This window comes from Pseudomonas gessardii, assembly GCF_001983165.1.
Lineage (GTDB): Bacteria > Pseudomonadota > Gammaproteobacteria > Pseudomonadales > Pseudomonadaceae > Aquipseudomonas > Aquipseudomonas gessardii.
The window spans coordinates 1-14699 of the sequence record NZ_MNPU01000077.1; the positions used below are offsets into that span (position 1 = coordinate 1).

General features: G+C 60.2%; 17 protein-coding genes and 1 pseudogene. All 18 read left to right on the forward strand.

Going from position 1 to position 14699, the window contains the following annotated elements; genetic code table 11:
- A pseudogene (locus tag BLL38_RS31295) lies at positions 1-318 on the forward strand (hypothetical protein); the annotation flags it as partial.
- 143 nt (positions 319-461) lie between these two features.
- The gene (locus BLL38_RS28535) at positions 462-905 is read left to right on the forward strand and encodes a MarR family winged helix-turn-helix transcriptional regulator (protein WP_076965218.1); all 444 of its coding nucleotides are present in this window, start codon (positions 462-464) and stop codon (positions 903-905) included.
- A 169-nt stretch (positions 906-1074) separates the two neighbouring features.
- The gene (locus BLL38_RS28540; protein ID WP_076965219.1) at positions 1075-1803 is read left to right on the forward strand and encodes a DsbA family protein; all 729 of its coding nucleotides are present in this window, start codon (positions 1075-1077) and stop codon (positions 1801-1803) included.
- Positions 1804-1860: 57 nt separating this feature from the next.
- Positions 1861-2286, forward strand: coding sequence for an organic hydroperoxide resistance protein (locus tag BLL38_RS28545; RefSeq protein WP_076965220.1), 426 nt, complete (start codon positions 1861-1863; stop codon positions 2284-2286).
- Positions 2287-2626: 340 nt separating this feature from the next.
- The gene (locus BLL38_RS28550; RefSeq protein ID WP_076965221.1) at positions 2627-3937 is read left to right on the forward strand and encodes an ABC transporter substrate-binding protein; all 1311 of its coding nucleotides are present in this window, start codon (positions 2627-2629) and stop codon (positions 3935-3937) included.
- A gap of 94 nt (positions 3938-4031) precedes the next feature.
- Positions 4032-4688 carry an ABC transporter ATP-binding protein gene (locus tag BLL38_RS28555; RefSeq protein ID WP_244902332.1) on the forward strand — a complete coding sequence of 219 codons (657 nt, stop codon included), beginning with the start codon at positions 4032-4034 and terminating at the stop codon, positions 4686-4688.
- Positions 4689-4709: 21 nt separating this feature from the next.
- Positions 4710-5402, forward strand: coding sequence for an ABC transporter ATP-binding protein (locus BLL38_RS28560; protein WP_083743133.1), 693 nt, complete (start codon positions 4710-4712; stop codon positions 5400-5402).
- A 2-nt stretch (positions 5403-5404) separates the two neighbouring features.
- On the forward strand, positions 5405-6268 hold the full coding sequence (locus BLL38_RS28565; RefSeq protein WP_076965224.1) for a branched-chain amino acid ABC transporter permease: 864 nt from the start codon (positions 5405-5407) through the stop codon (positions 6266-6268).
- A complete protein-coding gene (locus BLL38_RS28570; protein ID WP_076965225.1) occupies positions 6268-7302 on the forward strand; it encodes a branched-chain amino acid ABC transporter permease in 1035 nt (344 codons plus the stop codon). The genes BLL38_RS28565 and BLL38_RS28570 overlap by 1 nt, the downstream gene beginning before the upstream one ends.
- 87 nt (positions 7303-7389) lie before the next feature.
- Positions 7390-8319 (forward strand): LysR family transcriptional regulator, encoded by a 930-nt coding sequence (locus BLL38_RS28575; RefSeq protein ID WP_076965226.1) that lies wholly within the window; start codon positions 7390-7392, stop codon positions 8317-8319.
- A 124-nt stretch (positions 8320-8443) separates the two neighbouring features.
- Positions 8444-8938 carry a cupin domain-containing protein gene (locus BLL38_RS28580; protein ID WP_076965234.1) on the forward strand — a complete coding sequence of 165 codons (495 nt, stop codon included), beginning with the start codon at positions 8444-8446 and terminating at the stop codon, positions 8936-8938.
- A gap of 54 nt (positions 8939-8992) precedes the next feature.
- Positions 8993-10012: a hydroxyquinol 1,2-dioxygenase gene (locus BLL38_RS28585; RefSeq protein WP_076965227.1), complete on the forward strand. Its 1020-nt coding sequence runs from the start codon at positions 8993-8995 to the stop codon at positions 10010-10012.
- 92 nt (positions 10013-10104) lie between these two features.
- Positions 10105-11568, forward strand: coding sequence for an aldehyde dehydrogenase family protein (locus tag BLL38_RS28590; RefSeq protein ID WP_076965228.1), 1464 nt, complete (start codon positions 10105-10107; stop codon positions 11566-11568).
- 8 nt (positions 11569-11576) lie between these two features.
- Positions 11577-12647, forward strand: a complete 1071-nt coding sequence (locus BLL38_RS28595) for a maleylacetate reductase (RefSeq protein WP_076965229.1) — start codon at positions 11577-11579, stop codon at positions 12645-12647.
- Between the two features lie 40 nt (positions 12648-12687).
- Positions 12688-13560, forward strand: a complete 873-nt coding sequence (locus BLL38_RS28600) for an intradiol ring-cleavage dioxygenase (RefSeq protein WP_076965230.1) — start codon at positions 12688-12690, stop codon at positions 13558-13560.
- Between the two features lie 3 nt (positions 13561-13563).
- Positions 13564-13881 carry a YciI family protein gene (locus tag BLL38_RS28605; RefSeq protein WP_076965231.1) on the forward strand — a complete coding sequence of 106 codons (318 nt, stop codon included), beginning with the start codon at positions 13564-13566 and terminating at the stop codon, positions 13879-13881.
- Positions 13878-14213 carry a Rieske (2Fe-2S) protein gene (locus BLL38_RS28610; RefSeq protein ID WP_076965232.1) on the forward strand — a complete coding sequence of 112 codons (336 nt, stop codon included), beginning with the start codon at positions 13878-13880 and terminating at the stop codon, positions 14211-14213. The genes BLL38_RS28605 and BLL38_RS28610 overlap by 4 nt, the downstream gene beginning before the upstream one ends.
- Before the next feature lie 109 nt (positions 14214-14322).
- Positions 14323-14604 carry a sulfatase-like hydrolase/transferase gene (locus BLL38_RS28615; protein ID WP_207303169.1) on the forward strand — a complete coding sequence of 94 codons (282 nt, stop codon included), beginning with the start codon at positions 14323-14325 and terminating at the stop codon, positions 14602-14604.
- Positions 14605-14699 lie beyond the last annotated feature (95 nt).

Below are 14699 nucleotides of genomic sequence, written 5' to 3' on the forward strand. Positions count from 1 at the left end.
ACATCGTTGGGTTTTACAACAACGAGCGGCTGCACTCGAAACTGGGATATCTGCCACCGACCGTTTACGAGCGGGCGATGGCGTCGAAACCACCTATCGAGGTGTCCGGAATTAGTTGACCACTACATTGTCTACGCCGATATCGACCTGTCGCGCTGCATCCAGCCTCGGCAAATGCACGACATCGCCGGTCATTACAACCGCTTTGACATCTTTGACCTGCGGATCAATCGCCGCCCGCAACAGTCGGCTCGTTTCGAGGATATTGGCCCCGTCGAGGAGCCGTCAGTCGAGCCCAGCCAGGAGTTTGTGCCATGAGTCGTCCACGGCCAGTGATTGCCTGCCCGCTGCTGTCCGGGAGGCCTTGAGGCATGTCGCGGGGTACGGGTAATTCCCCCCCGCCGCCGTCAAAGAGGCTAGAATCGTCGCCGGTTCAGGAAGAGGACGAGGCGGCGATTGGAATGGCTAGAACAAAGGCGTTTGTTGATAATTATTTGCCCGCATTGCTCGGCCAGGCCTGGTACCTGGTCTCCACCCAGTTTCATGCCATCGTCGAGCAGCACGGGCTCTCGGTGCTGGAGTGGCGCGTGTTGTCGACGTTGGCCAGTGATGGGGCCATGACCATTAGCGCCCTTGCCCAGACCACGGTAAGCAAGCAGCCGACCGTCACCCGGCTGCTGACCCGGCTTGAGTCGCAGCGGTATGTCGAACGTTCCACCAGCCTTGACGATCGCCGCTATACCCTGGTGCGTGTCACGCCTACGGGGCGACGCCTGGTCAGCGGCCTGGTGGCCTTGGCCGAGAAACACGAGCGTGAAATTCTGGCCCCCTTCGAGGCGAAGAAGATCGAGGCCCTCAAGGAAGTCTTGCGTGAACTGATCGACCGGCACAGCCCGCGGAATTGAGGGCCGGGGCATCGTCGGCGCCGGCTGGCGATGGCACCCTATATTTCAACAAAGCTTATTAGTCCTTTAAGTTTTTATATATTTTTCAAGTGCTGATTGTGAATTAACCTTGCCCAAGCAACGTTAATTGATTTCAGGTTTGTGGATATATAAGCGCTGAGGGGCTGCAATGATTAAATGTGATACTGAATCGCGCACCTGTTCAGTTGATGGCGAGGCAAGTACCCCTGGTTTGACGCTAGGCAAAAAGCAAACCGAATATGTCGTGCACTATATCGGTGATCCGATGTGTTCCTGGTGCTGGGGGATTTCCCCGGTCATTGAAGGTCTGGCTGCGTATTGTTCAGCACAAGGCATCGCTTTTGTTTTGACGGTCGGTGGCCTGCGTGCCGGCGGTGGCGACCCATGGACAGAACCCTTCAAGGCATTCTTGAGAAACGAGTGGGCGCATATCCAGCAAGTGACCGGTCAACCGTTCGGCGGGGACTTATTGTCCAGAGACACGTTTAACTACGACACGGAGCCGGCCTGCCGCGCGGTGGTCACTGCCGCCATGATGATTGAACTGCAGGAACTTGAAACGTTCACCGTGTTGGATTTCTTCAAGGCGGTTCAATACAAGTTTTATGTTGAAGGCCAGGACCCGACGCAGGTGGAGTTTTATCGCAGTATCTGTGACCTGGGTTTGAACTTTTCCGAGTTCGTATTGCTGTTCGAGTCGCCCATGATGAAAAGACGGGTGGAGCAGGAGTTCAAGAGTTGCCGCAGTTGGGGGATCAATGCGTTCCCCAGCATCCTGGTTGAACGAAAAGGCGAGCGGACATTGCTGGCCGTTGGCGAAGTGTCTGAGGCCCAGTTGATTGCCCGGCTGGAAGAGGTCATGGGGCGTGCCAGGTAAGTGTGTTTGACGCTTGGCAAGCCATTTAAAACCGTTGTATCTGATGGTGGAGTTTATATGCCAGTTGAAAAAACGTTATATGTCGCGCATGCCCAGGCCAGTGGCGGCAGAGAAGGGCGAGCCTTTACCGAAGATCGGGTGCTCGATGTAAAGCTGACAATGCCCAAGACCCTGGGCGGTAACGGAGCGGCGGGCAGTAACCCGGAGCAGTTATTCGCGGCGGGTTATTCGGCCTGCTTCCTGGGCGCACTGGGTTTTGTGGCTGCCAACGACAAGGTGAAGTTGCCGGCCGATACCCTTATCGACGGCTATGTTGGGATTGGTCCTATTCCCACCGGGTTTGGCATTGAAGTCGAACTGAAGATCTCGCTGCCCGGGATGCCGCGCGATGTGGCCGAACGCCTGGTGGAGAAGGCTCATATCGTGTGCCCTTATTCCAATGCGACACAGGGCAATATCAAGGTGACCTTGACGCTGGTCTGATATCGCCCGGTGGGTCGGTAAGAACGTGGCGGTTGGTATCCAGAGAGGGGCGAGGGCGAATGAGAGATTCGGCCTCGCCCCTTTGTCGTTGTCAGTGACCTCGGGCAGGTCAATCGATTGTTCTGGATTCGCAAACACTGTAGTCGCCGAGAAGAGAATTGTTGGGGTAATCGCGGGCTTGTAGCCTGACGTACAACCGAGCGCGGTGAATGCAACGTCAGTTTCTTTTTCTAAACCGTCCACTTGCGTAAAGCATCTGCCCCGGCATGTTGGTTATACCTGCACGCTGCGCTTTTGAGCGCCCGGACGTTGCTGATACGCAGCCGTTTTGGAGTACGACATGACAGATAACAATGATAAAAAACTGTTTGGCCGAGACTTCTCGCGCCGTGATTTCCTGGGGGCCGCCGGCGTTGTGACCGGTGGTGCGGCGTTGTCGAGCCTGCCATTGAGCTTCGCCGTGGGCGGCGAACGGGTGATCAAAATCGGCTATGTCAGCCCGCAGACCGGCCCCTTGGCACCCTTTGCGGCGGCCGATCAGTACATCATCGAATCGCTCAAGCGCTTGTTGAAGAATACGCTCGACGTTTCCGGCAAGGCCTATCGCCTGGAGGTGCTGGTCAAGGACAGCCAGTCCAACCCCAACCGAGCGGCAGAGGTGGCGAGTGAGCTGATTCTGTCTGACCAGGTGGACCTGATGCTGGTGTCGTCAACGCCGGAAACCACCAACCCAGTTTGCGATCAATGTGAAATCAACGAAATCCCCTGTATTTCCACGGTCGCGCCGTGGCAGCCCTGGTTCTTTACCCGTGGTGGTCAGCGCGATCAAGGGTTCGAGTGGACCTACCACTTCTTCTGGGGGTTGGAAGATGTCATCGGCACGTACACCGCAATGTGGGAGGGCATGCCGACCAACAAGTCCGTGGGGGGCCTGTTCCCCAACGACGGTGACGGCAATGCGTGGGGCGACGCCCAGTCAGGCTTCCCGCCGGTGTTGGCGCAGAAGGGCTTGCGGCTGATCGATCCCGGGCGCTTTCAAAGCCTGACTGATGACTTTTCGGCACAGATCGCCGCGTTCAAGCGCGCTGAGGTGGAAATCGTCACGGGGGTGGTCATTCCCCCAGACCTGAACACCTTCTGGACCCAGGCCCGCCAGCAAGGTTTCAAGCCCAAAGTGGTATCGGTCGGCAAGGCCTTGTTGTTTCCCACGGCGGTCGAGGCGCTGGGCAAGGCCGGTAACAACCTGTCGACCGAAATCTGGTGGAGCCCGACGCATCCGTTCAGTTCCTCGCTGACCGGCGCCAACGCCGCACAGTTGGCTCAGGACTTTACCCGGGCAACGGGCAAGCAGTGGACGCAACCGCTGGGTTTTGTGCATGCCCTGTTTGAACTGGCAGTGGACATCCTCAAGCGTACCGAGGAACTCGGTAACCCTCACGCCGTGCGGGATGCCTTGCTCAAGACCCGGCTCAATACGGTGGTCGGGCCGATCAACTGGCGCGACGGGCCGGTGAAGAACGTCGCCAAGACCCCCCTGGTCAGCGGCCAGTGGCGCTTGGGCAAAGACCAGCAATACGACCTGATCGTGACCAGCAACGCCACCGCACCGGGCATCCCCCTGGGTGGCGAGATGCAGGCCATTACGTATTGATCGCTCCAACAAAAGCGGGTGCACCATGCAACAGCCACTTCTACACATGAACGATGTGCATAAAAGCTATGGGGCGGTGAAGGTGACGCAGGCAATGAGTCTGGCCCTGCAACCGGGTGAAGCCCTGGGCATCATAGGGCCCAACGGTGCCGGTAAAAGCACGCTGTTCAACCTGATTGCCGGAGGCGTCGCGGCCGACAGCGGCACGATCCATTTCGAGGGCCGCAACGTTACCCGCGAGCCCGTATTCAAACGTTGCCACCAAGGCATTGGCCGCTCCCATCAGATCCCGCATCCGTTCGTAAAAATGACCGTGTTCGAGAACCTGCTGGTCGGCGCCACCTTTGGCGGGCGCTTGAGCCATCAGGACGCCAACCAATGGTGCGTCCAGATCCTGGAGCTGACAGGCCTGATCCCCAAGGCCAACGTACTGGCGGGCTCATTGACCCTGCTTGAGCGCAAACGCCTGGAAATGGCGCGTGCCTTGTCGACCCAACCGCGCCTGTTGCTCCTCGATGAAATCGCTGGCGGGCTGACCGAACCGGAATGCCTGGCGTTGGTGGAAACCATCCAGGGCATCCATAAGGCGGGCGTCGCCATCATCTGGATCGAACACATCGTGCATGCGTTGCTGGCGGTGGTCAGCCGTCTGACGGTGATCAACTTCGGGGCCAAGCTGGCGGAAGGGGAGCCGCGCAGCGTGATGGCCGACCCCCAGGTCCAGAGCATCTATCTGGGTATCGGGAGCTGAACCATGCCGATCTCTTCAACGGTGTTGTGCGTTGAACAACTGAGTGCCGGTTACGGCGACTTTCAGGCGCTGTTCGATATCAACCTGACCCTTGCGCAGGGCGAAACCGTGGCGATCATCGGCTCGAACGGTGCGGGCAAGTCGACGTTCCTGCGCTCGTTGGCCGGCCTGATCAAAAATCAGCCCGGCGCCATTAAGTTCATGGGCCAGGCCATTGGCGATATGGCGGCCAATCAAGTGCTTGAGCGAGGCATTGCGTTGGTGCCGGAAGGCAGAAAGCTGTTCCCGTCGTTGAGTGTCGAGGAAAACCTCTTGATCGGCGCCTACAGCCGGCGGCCCGGGCCGTGGACACTGGCGCGGATCTATCAGTTGTTCCCGGTGCTGGAGCAACTGCGCAAGCGCCCTGGCACTGCCCTGTCCGGCGGCCAGCAGCAAATGGTGGCGATTGGCCGGGGCTTGATGGCTAACCCGTCCCTGCTGTTGTGCGACGAGATCAGCCTGGGCCTGGCGCCGACCACGATCAAGGATATCTATGCGGCACTGCCCTCGATCAAGGCCGACGGCACCACGGTGATTCTGGTCGAGCAGGATATCAATCAGGCCTTGAGTGTCTGCGACCGCTTCTATTGCTTCCAGGAAGGGCGTGTGTCCCTGAGCGGTCGCCCGGCAGAGGTGGATCCGGCACATATCAAAACCGCGTACTTCGGGATCTAGTTATGGAATGGCTCAATGCATTGCTGCAGGGCGTGTTGCTGGGTGGCCTCTACGCGATGTTCGCGGTGGGGCTGTCGTTGATGTTCGGCATCATGCGCCTGGTCAATATCGCCCATGGCGACTTTATCGTACTGGCCTCTTACCTGGCGCTGGTGGTGGTCAATCACCTGGGGTTCAGCCCCCTGGCCAGTTTGCTGGTGGTGGTGCCGCTGATGTTCTGTTTCGGCTATCTGCTGCAACGGTTGTTGCTCAACCGCACACTCGGCCAGGACATTCTGCCGCCACTGCTGGTGACCTTTGGTCTGTCGATCATCGTACAAAACGCGCTGCTGGAGTTTTTCAGCGCCGACAGCCAGAAGTTGTCCCAGGGCGAGCTTGAGGTCGCCAGTGTCAGCCTGGGCAGTCTGAACGTGGGGCTGATGCCGCTCATCGTGTTTGGCAGTGCGTTGTTGATCATCGCCAGCCTGCAATTGCTGTTCTACAGAACCGCGCTCGGCCGGGCATTTCGTGCCACTTCCGATGACCCGCAAACGGCGCGCCTGATGGGGGTCGACAACAGGCATATCTTCGGCCTGGCCATGGCGCTGGCCATGGCCGTGGTGTCGATTGCCGGGGTGTTCCTGGCGATTCGCACCAGTTTCGACCCCACGGTAGGGCCGGCGCGGCTGTTGTACGGTTTTGAAGCGGTGATCATTGGCGGGTTGGGCAGCCTCTGGGGCACCCTGGCCGGCGGGGTGATTCTCGGTGTGGCCCAGACCCTGGGCGCCAAAATCGATCCCGGCTGGCAAATCCTCGCCGGTCACCTGGTGTTTCTGCTGATCCTGGTCGTGCGCCCGCGTGGCCTGTTCCCTCGGAGTGTCGACTGATGAATGCCCTGAATAATCCTGCGCCCGGCTATCGAGTACACAGAAGCACCACCAGCAGCCTGATCGGCTTGTCCCTGCTGGGCATCTGTGTCGTGGTGTTGATCAGTGCGCCGTTCTGGGCCGAGCGTTCCAGCCTGCGGCTGGTCATCGAGTTCGCCTATTACCTGGCCCTGGCGCAAATGTGGAATCTGCTGGCCGGCTACGCAGGCCTGGTCTCGGTGGGGCAGCAGGCGTTCGTCGGGCTGGGCGGCTATCTGTTGTTTATGTTGTCCATGCACGTGGGGGTGCCGCCATTGTTCGCGGTTTTGCTCTCCGGTGTGTTGGTGGCCTTGCTGGCGATTCCCACGGCGCTGATCGTGTTTCGCTTGCGCGGTGCCTATTTCGCAATTGGGACCTGGGTTGTGGCGGAAGTCTTTCGCTTGGGGTTGGCGCAGATCAGCCATTTCGGTGGCGGTTCCGGGCAAAGCCTGCCCGCCGCCATCGTGCGCCAGATCGGCAGTGACCGGGACGAGCGCGAAATGCTGGTCTACTTCACGGCACTGGCCATTGCGATTGCAGCGGTGGCGGTGGTGTTTTTGTTGCTGCGTTCGCGACAGGGCCTGGCCCTGGCTTCGATTCGCGATTCCGAGCCGGCGTCCGGCAGCCTGGGGGTCAACACCTTCCGGGTCAAGTTGATGGTGTATGTACTGGCCGCCGGGTGCACGGGGGTGATCGGGGCGCTGATCTTCCTGCAAAAGCTGCGCATTTCACCGGATGCCGCGTTCAGCCTGCAGGACTGGACCGCGGTGGTGATCTTTATCGTCATCATTGGCGGCATCGGCACCTTGGAGGGGCCTTTGATCGGTACGCTGATTTACTTCCTGTTGCGTGGTTGCCTGGCCCAGTTCGGGGCCTTGTACATGATTATCCTGGGTGTGGTGGCGGTGGTGATGATGCTCAAGGCGCCGCAAGGTGTCTGGGGCCTGATCAGCGAACGCCTGGGTTGGCAGGTTTTCCCCATGCAGCGGCGCTTGTCGGTCCCGGGGCAAACGTAGCGTGTGCCAAGGTGGTGGAGTGGAAAGGGGTTAGCAGGCTAACCTCGCCGTTCCTATAAGAACAAAAGCCGCCAGAGAACCTACCCCATGGACCGTTTACTCAGTGTCGAAGCCTTTGTGCGTGTGGCCGAGACCGGCAACTTCGCCAAGGCAGCCCTGCAACTGGGCGTGACCCGCTCGGTGATCACCCACCGTATTCAACAACTGGAACAGTTCATCAATGCCCCGCTGTTCCATCGCAGTACACGGCATGTGCGGCTCTCCGAGGTGGGCGAGACGTACTACAAGGAATGCGCGGATATGGTCGCCAGCTTCAACTCGCTGACCGAGCACATGCGCGAGTTGCGCGCCAAGCCCACCGGCAAATTGCGCGTGCAGATGCTGCCTGGCTTTGCCATCGGTCATTTCGGCAGGATGTTGGCCGAGTTCACCGGGTTGTACCCGGACATCGAGGTCGACGTCATCGTCAACGACCGGGTGGTGGACCCGATCGAAGAGGGCTTCGATGTGGCCTTCCAGATGTTCCCGCCCATGGCCGAGACCCTGATCGAGCGCAAGCTGTTCAGCGTGCGCCGCTTGTTTTGTATGTCGCCCGATTATGTCGCCGAGTTCGGCGCGCCCAGGCACCCGCAAGAACTGCTGCAACACAAGATCGCCTTGTACGAGGGCTATCCGTCACGTAACCGCTGGATCTTCACCGCCGACAATGAGCAGGTGGAACTGAGCCTGCCGGGCCAGGTGCGCTCCAATTCGGTGCATTTGCTGCGCGACTACGCGGCAACCGGGGTGTGTATTGTTTGCTTGCCGACACTGGTGGCAAGCGATGACTTGCTCAGTGGCCGGCTGATCCCGGTCCTGCCTGAATACGCGTTGTCATCCTTCAACTTTTCCGCCGTGTATCCGGCGACCCAGCGCCGGGCTTTGAAGGTGCGCACGCTGATTGATTTCCTGGTGGAAAACTTCGGTGACGAGCCTTGCTGGGACAAGCCTTTGCTGGCGCGCGGCTGGGTGCGTTAGTGAGGTGCCTGGCCTGCCAGTGTTTGCGTTTGGCGAACACTGTTGTCGCCGGTGCAGTCATTGTTGCCAAGGGATGTGCGACGTATCGTTGACCCACTGTGACAACAACAAGACGGTGAACACCATGGGTAGCACTGCAATCGAAACGATCTTCGGCTCGCTGGACAAATACGACAAAGGCTCGGTTGAAATCATCAAGGGCCAGGCCAGTCACTATGCCTTTTCAAATATTTTTGAAGTGGCGCAAAAGTCCGCGCCTTACGAAAAAGTCGTGGTCGGCCTCAACCTCGGCTACGTCATTGAAACCCTGCGTGCCGAAGGCCAGTCGCCTTGGTTCACGGCCGCGCACGACGAATTCGCCATTGTCATGGATGGCGAGGTCCGCGTGGATTTTCTCAAGCTCGATGCGCCGTTGACCGCCGGCGAGGGCACGCAATTGGCCGGCGAGCTGCCGGCGGGCAAACCGATGGGGTATGTGCTGCTCAAGCGGGGTCACCAGTGTGTGCTGCCCGCCGGCACGGCATACCGCTTCGACAGCCGCCACCCGGGGGTGATCTTGCAGCAAACCATCAAGGGCGTGTTGTCGGTCGAGAAGTGGGCAGACATCTGCCTGCAGTGACCTGCCTTGTTGCCTTGTGACAAGCGCCATCAGCCCAATAAGAGGAATGCCGTCATGGCCATGCTTGAAAAAACTGTCGACCTGCCATCCTTTGCCGACCACGACGTCCAGGCCAGCGCGCCCCATGCGGTCACCGGCTATTGCACCTTTACGCTTGGCGCCTTCGAGCTGTCACGCGATGAATACTTTGCCCGGATTACCTGGCCCGCCAAGGGGCAGACCCGCTCGCACCTGATGCCCATCGACGCCTTTTTGCGCGCCATGATGCGAGACGTGGCCTGGGGCTTTTTCTACGGCTGGGTCAACTTCGACCACGTTATCGGGACCCGCAATTATTACGGCAAAGTCGATCTGTACGCCGGTACATTCAATGGCACGCTCAAGGCGGCGGGCGTCAATTACACCGAGAATTTTGAAACGCCGTTGATCATGGCGACCTTCAAAGCCATTTTGTACGACTGGACCAATGCCACCTTCGATCCGTTCGCGGCACCGGAAGAAACCGGAACCGCATTCGGGCGCAAGAACGGTCACAACATCGAGGCCATCGAGCGTTTTCGCATTGCCACCAAGCGCATGCCCGGGCTGGCGGATGATTCGCCACTGCGTAACGACCTGCCGGTCAACCGTCAATTCAGCGATGTGGACCAGGACGAACCACAAGTGCATGCCGCCGCGGGTTTCGAGGGGCAACTGCATGCCTTCAGCCTGTTCAAGTACCTGTCGCGTTCCGATGTGACCTGGAACCCCTCGGTGACCTCGGTGTGCAAGGCCAGCCTGTTTTGCCCAACGACGGAGGAGTTCATCCTGCCGGTGTTCCATGGCAATGACCGGGTCGAGTGGTTCCTGCAACTGTCCGACGAAATCATCTGGGACGTGGGCGACAAGGAGGACGGCAGCCCGCGAGCCCGCATCACCATGCGCGCCGGCGATATCTGCGCCATGCCGGCAGACATCCGTCACCAGGGGTATTCGACCAAGCGCTCAATGCTGCTGGTGTGGGAAAACGCGACCCCCGATCTGCCGCAACGCTATGAAAGCGGCGAGCTCAAACCCTACCCGATCGAGTTCTAGGGCTTCGCGCCTGGCCCGGCACCTGCCGGGCCATGTTCTCCAGAATCACGTCGTCAGACGCTGTGCCGGTGGCACGGTGTGAGGAAAGTATTATGCAAAATAAGCTCTATATCGATGGCCGATTCGTGGATGCGCTCGCCGGTGGCACCATTGACGTGGTGTCGCCCCATGACGGTTCGTTGATCACCCGTGTCGCCGCCGCCGAAGCAGCTGACATCGATCTTGCCGTCGCCGCCGCCCAGCGTGCGTTTGCGCCCTGGGCGGCGCTGGGCGCCGCCGAGCGCGGGCGCTTGTTGCTCAAGCTGGCGGACAGGATCGAAGCATGCGCTGAAGAACTGGCGCAGCTTGAGTCGCTGAACACCGGCCACCCGATTCGTGATTCCCGGGGCCTCGATGTGCCGCGTACGGCGGCCTGTTTCCGCTACTTCGGGGGGATGGCCGACAAGATCGAAGGCGCCGTGATTCCAGTGGAGGCCGGGTTCCTCAATTATGTGCAGCGCAAGCCGATCGGTGTGGTCGGGCAGATCGTGCCGTGGAACTTTCCGCTGATGTTCACCAGTTGGAAAATGGGGCCGGCCCTGGCGGCCGGCAACACCATCGTTATCAAACCCTCTGAAATCACGCCGCTATCGACCTTGCGCATTGTCGAGCTGATGACCGAGGTGGGGTTCCCCAAGGGCGTGGTCAACGTTGTGCCGGGTTATGGCCATACCGCCGGCCAGGCCCTGGCAGAGCACCCGGGTGTGGGCAAGATTGCCTTTACCGGGTCGACATCGACCGGTCGCCGGATCGTGGAGGCGTCAACCGGCAACCTCAAGCGCATTCAGCTGGAACTGGGCGGCAAGGGCGCCAACATTGTGTTTGAAGATGCCAATCTGGACGCGGCGGTCAACGGCGCCGCCTGGGCGATCTTTCACAACCAGGGCCAGGCCTGCATTGCCGGTTCGCGCCTGATTCTGCACAAGAATATTGCCGAGCGCTTTCTTGAGCGTTTTATCGCGCTGGCCGAATCCATTCGCCTGGGCGACCCGATGGACCCGGCGACCGAAATGGGGCCATTGACCTCGGCCCTGCACCGTGACCGCGTGCTGGCTTATGTCGATATTGCGCTGGCGCAGGGCGGCAAAATCCTCACCGGTGGCAAGGCGCCCGATGATCCGGCATTGGCCAACGGCTTCTATGTGCAGCCGACGGTTATCGAGGCGTCGCCTGAGGACCGCGTGTGCCAGGAGGAGGTGTTCGGCCCCTTCGTCACGGTCATGCGTTTCAGCACCGATGAAGAGGCGCTGGCCATCGCCAATAGCACCGAGTACGGGCTGGGGAGCGGCCTGTGGACGCAGGACCTGACCCGGGCCCACAAAATGGCCAATGCCATCCACGCCGGTATGTGCTGGATCAACTGCTACAAGCGCGTCAGCCCCGGCAGCCCCTTTGGTGGCGTCGGCCAATCGGGCTACGGCCGGGAAATGGGCTTTGAGGCGATCCATGATTACACCGAGGCGCGATCGGTCTGGGTCAATGTCGACGCCAAAATCCCTCCTCACTTCAAACGCTGAGGTTTGCCATGCATTCTTTTGTGTACCAAAGCCTGCCGACCCGTGTGGTGTTCGGCTGGGGCAAGCTCTCGGCGCTGGCCGAAGAGATCGAGCGTCTGGGGGCCAAGCGCGCGCTGATTCTCACCACGCCGGAACAACAGGGGCTTGGCGAGCGGGTAGCGGCGCTGCTGGGGGAGCGTGCGGCCGGTATCTATCCCAAGGCGGTGATGCATGTGCCACTGGAGGTGGCGCAAGCGGCGCGCCTGGAGGCGGCCCGTCTTGGGGCCGATTGCTGCGTAGCCATTGGCGGCGGCTCGACCATTGGCCTGGGCAAGGCGATTGCGATGGAGTCGGGCTTGCCGATCGTCGCCGTGCCGACGACCTATGCGGGTTCGGAAATGACCCCGATTTACGGGCTGACCGAAAATCGCTTGAAGAAAACCGGGCGCGATCCCAGGGTTTTACCCAAGACCGTCATCTACGACCCGCAACTGACACTGAGCCTGCCAACGCAGATTAGCGCGTGCTCCGGCATGAACGCCATGGCCCATGCGGTGGAAGCGTTGTATGCCGAAGACGCTAACCCGATCATCGGCTTTATGGCCGAGGAGTCCATTCGCTCCCTGGCGCAGGCCTTGCCGGGCGTGGTCAAGGACCCCAATGACCCACACGCCCGCAGCCAGGCGTTGTATGGGGCGTGGTTGGCCGGTATTTGCCTGGGGTCGGTGGGGATGGCCCTGCACCATAAGCTTTGCCATACCCTGGGCGGGACGTTCAACCTGCCCCATGCCCAGGCTCACGCGATCGTCCTGCCCCATGCCGCGCATTACAACCGGCAGGCGGCTGCTGGACCTTTACAGCGGGCTGCCCGTGCCTTGGGGGGCAATGAGGCCGCAGAGGTGGGGGAACTGTTGTACGCCTTGAACCAACAACTGGGGGTTCCCCTGGCCCTGGCTGAAATCGGCCTGCCTGAGCACGGACCGGCCGAAGCGGCGCAAATCGCCTGTGCCAGCCCGTACTACAACCCGCGACCGTTCGAGCGCCAGCCCATCGAGGCGCTGTTGACGCGGGCCAGGAACGGACTGGCGCCAGCCGATTGATCACAGGTGGCGTCTTCTCAGTCATTTCGGAGTAACCACAATGAGCGATCACAACACCGACCTTGAGGCGCAGATTTCCCAGCAGGTGCTGAACAGTTTCGACAATACCCCCGATGCGCGCTTCAAGCAGATCATGCACAGCCTTGTTCGCCATCTGCATGGGTTTGTCCGCGAGGTTGAACTGACCGAGCGCGAATGGCTGGACGGGATCCGCTTCCTGACGGACACCGGGCACATGTGCGATGGCCAGGTGCGCCAGGAATTTATTCTGTTGTCCGATACCCTCGGTGTGTCGATGCTGGTCGATGCGATCAACCACCGACACAGCATCGATGCCACGCAAACCACGGTGTTCGGGCCGTTCTATATCGAAGGCATGCCTGAGCGGGCCTACGGCGAAAACATGGCATTCACCCCGGGCCAGAGGGCACTGGTGCGCGGGCGTGTGGTGGACGCCCATGGCAACCCCCTGGCCGGTGCCGTGCTGGACGTTTGGCAGACGGCTGAAAATGGCATGTATTCGGGCCAGGATCCAGAGCAGCCTTTGGGCAACCTGCGAGGGCGTTACCGCACCGATGCCGATGGCTATTTTGCGATCTGCACGATAGTCCCGGTGTGTTATCCGATCCCCACCGACGGCCCCGTCGGCCGCATGCTCAAGGCTGCCAACCGCCACCCATGGCGCCCCGCGCACCTGCATTTCCTGATTGAGCAACCGGGCTATCGCACACTGGTGACCCACTTGTTCAATCGGGATGATCCGTACCTGGAGTCTGACGCGGTGTTTGGCGTCAAACAGTCCTTGCAGGTGATCTATGAAGATCGGGTGACCCATGACGATGTGTCCTCCCGACTGGGGATCGCCTTGCCGTTCAAGCGTGCGAGTTATGAATTTGTCATGGAGGCCGAGTAAGCCATGGCGCAGCTGTTTGCGATATTCGCCTCTGACCACCCCGACTCCCTGGCCTTGCGCCAGCGATTGCGCCCCAGTCATCAAGCGCACTTGCGGGCAACCCAGGCACATCGGGTGGTGGTGCGGTTTGGTGGGCCGACCCTCGATGACGGCGGTGTCAACATGAACGGCACGCTCTTGGTCATCGAAGCCGGCAGCCTGGCCGACGTGAAAGCATTCGTTCAGGACGACCCCTATGTCCAGGGCGGGTTGTTTGCCTCGCTGCAGATCCGCCCTTGGCATTGGAGCCTGGGCAACCCACACCTTCAGGACCCGACATGAGCGGCATCACGTTGTGCCAGTTGGAAGACATCGCCGATGGCGGTGCCCTGGGGTTGCCCGGGCATCAGCACCTGCACCCCTCGGGCCTGGTGGCGGTGCGCCAGGGCCGGGAGGTGTGGGTGTACATCAATCGCTGCCCGCACTTTTCGGTGCCGCTCAACTATCACCCGCAACGGTTCTGCACCTATCAAGGCAACCTGTTGATGTGTGCTCACCACAGCGCGATGTTTCGTTTCAAGGATGGCGCCTGTATCGATGGGCCCTGCAAAGGGGCGCAATTGGTTCCCGTCGCGGTGCGTCGGGTGGGCGAGCGTGTCGTACTGGATGTCTGAGAGGGTTGTGCCAATGGCCAGAGGGGCCTGCTTCGATCAATAAAACCAACAATAATAAGGTGAATCCATGTGCAAGCTTTCGCGTTTTGTGTGGTTGCTGTTCCTGTCGATGGCATCACTGATCTGCCAGGCAGAAGGGGCGAAACGTCCCAATGTCTTGCTGATCGTTGCCGATGACCTGGGCTTTTCCGACACCCAACCCTTTGGCGGTGAAATCGCCACGCCGAACCTGCAGCAATTGGCGCAGGAAGGCGTCCGCCTGGGGGACTTCTATGCCGGGCCGACGTGTTCGTTGAGCCGCTCGATGTTGCTGTCCGGCATCGACAATCATCAGTCAGGGTTTGGCACGATGGCCGAATACCGTAACCGGCCAGCAAACACACCTTTCTGACCCCACCGCCAAAGGCGATGGTGTCCACCTATTTAAGTGGACACCACTTCTAGCCTTTTAAGAGGGTCTTTCATGCAGCCACAACGCCGTTCCTA

Excerpts from the sequence above, each read along its gene's own strand:
- BLL38_RS28535 (WP_076965218.1), top strand. The coding sequence starts at position 462 with ATGGCTAGAACAAAGGCGTTTGTTGATAATTATTTGCCCGCATTGCTC.
- BLL38_RS28540 (WP_076965219.1), top strand. The coding sequence starts at position 1,075 with ATGATTAAATGTGATACTGAATCGCGCACCTGTTCAGTTGATGGCGAG.
- BLL38_RS28545 (WP_076965220.1), top strand. The coding sequence starts at position 1,861 with ATGCCAGTTGAAAAAACGTTATATGTCGCGCATGCCCAGGCCAGTGGC.
- BLL38_RS28550 (WP_076965221.1), top strand. The coding sequence starts at position 2,627 with ATGACAGATAACAATGATAAAAAACTGTTTGGCCGAGACTTCTCGCGC.
- BLL38_RS28555 (WP_244902332.1), top strand. The coding sequence starts at position 4,032 with ATGAGTCTGGCCCTGCAACCGGGTGAAGCCCTGGGCATCATAGGGCCC.
- BLL38_RS28565 (WP_076965224.1), top strand. The coding sequence starts at position 5,405 with ATGGAATGGCTCAATGCATTGCTGCAGGGCGTGTTGCTGGGTGGCCTC.
- BLL38_RS28570 (WP_076965225.1), top strand. The coding sequence starts at position 6,268 with ATGAATGCCCTGAATAATCCTGCGCCCGGCTATCGAGTACACAGAAGC.
- BLL38_RS28575 (WP_076965226.1), top strand. The coding sequence starts at position 7,390 with ATGGACCGTTTACTCAGTGTCGAAGCCTTTGTGCGTGTGGCCGAGACC.
- BLL38_RS28580 (WP_076965234.1), top strand. The coding sequence starts at position 8,444 with ATGGGTAGCACTGCAATCGAAACGATCTTCGGCTCGCTGGACAAATAC.
- BLL38_RS28585 (WP_076965227.1), top strand. The coding sequence starts at position 8,993 with ATGGCCATGCTTGAAAAAACTGTCGACCTGCCATCCTTTGCCGACCAC.
- BLL38_RS28590 (WP_076965228.1), top strand. The coding sequence starts at position 10,105 with ATGCAAAATAAGCTCTATATCGATGGCCGATTCGTGGATGCGCTCGCC.
- BLL38_RS28595 (WP_076965229.1), top strand. The coding sequence starts at position 11,577 with ATGCATTCTTTTGTGTACCAAAGCCTGCCGACCCGTGTGGTGTTCGGC.
- BLL38_RS28600 (WP_076965230.1), top strand. The coding sequence starts at position 12,688 with ATGAGCGATCACAACACCGACCTTGAGGCGCAGATTTCCCAGCAGGTG.
- BLL38_RS28605 (WP_076965231.1), top strand. The coding sequence starts at position 13,564 with ATGGCGCAGCTGTTTGCGATATTCGCCTCTGACCACCCCGACTCCCTG.
- BLL38_RS28610 (WP_076965232.1), top strand. The coding sequence starts at position 13,878 with ATGAGCGGCATCACGTTGTGCCAGTTGGAAGACATCGCCGATGGCGGT.
- BLL38_RS28615 (WP_207303169.1), top strand. The coding sequence starts at position 14,323 with ATGGCATCACTGATCTGCCAGGCAGAAGGGGCGAAACGTCCCAATGTC.